At 56.8% G+C, this 629-nt stretch carries 1 protein-coding gene; it reads right to left on the bottom strand.

The window, feature by feature from the left end; all coding sequences use genetic code 11:
* Positions 1–30: 30 nt before the first annotated feature.
* Positions 31–629 (bottom strand): ParA family protein (locus A3714_RS08485; protein ID WP_063527169.1); only part of this gene is annotated, 599 nt, incomplete at its 5' end.

Raw genomic sequence — 629 nt, 5'->3', positions numbered from 1 at the left:
CGTTATTAATTATTAACTATTCATTATTAATTAAAGTTTCAGCTTTCCTGCAATCTCGAACCACATGGCCCGGAAGGCCTGGGCGGAGGGGGTGTAGGGGGCGAATTCGCCTACCGGGGCGCGGTGATCGCCCATCTGTTCCACATGGGTGGAGTAGGGGATCCAGGTCTTCAGGCCGCCTTTCATGCTTTTGGGACGCTTGACCAGCATTTCCACATGCAGGTCCCGGTGGCGGTCCACCATGTTGAAAAAAGGCACCACGGTGAGGTTCTTGACGTTCTTGCTGGCCAGCCAGTCCAGCACCTGCTCATAGGCCCGCACTGACAGGTGGGTTGGGATCACCGGGACAAACAGGTAATCCACCGCGGCAAAGATGCTTTCGGCCATCGGGCTCAGGGTGGGCGGGCAATCCAGAATGACCAGTTCGTAGCTTTCCCCCAGGGGGGCAATCAGCTGCTTCAGGCGACTCTTGGCGCCGCCGTTTTCCATCAGCTTGATATCCGCGTTGCGCATGGAAATATCGGCGGGGATGGCATCCAGATTCTTCCAGCGGGTTTCCCGTTTCAGTCGACCGATGGGTTGTTTGCCCTTGATCAGATTGCCGGCCTTGTAGCCGTCGCCGTCATCCA

Source organism: Alcanivorax sp. HI0007 (assembly GCF_001635525.1).
In the GTDB taxonomy this organism is placed as follows: domain Bacteria; phylum Pseudomonadota; class Gammaproteobacteria; order Pseudomonadales; family Alcanivoracaceae; genus Alcanivorax.
Note: the sequence above shows the minus strand (reverse complement) of the source record. Positions and strands in the feature narration are given on the sequence as shown.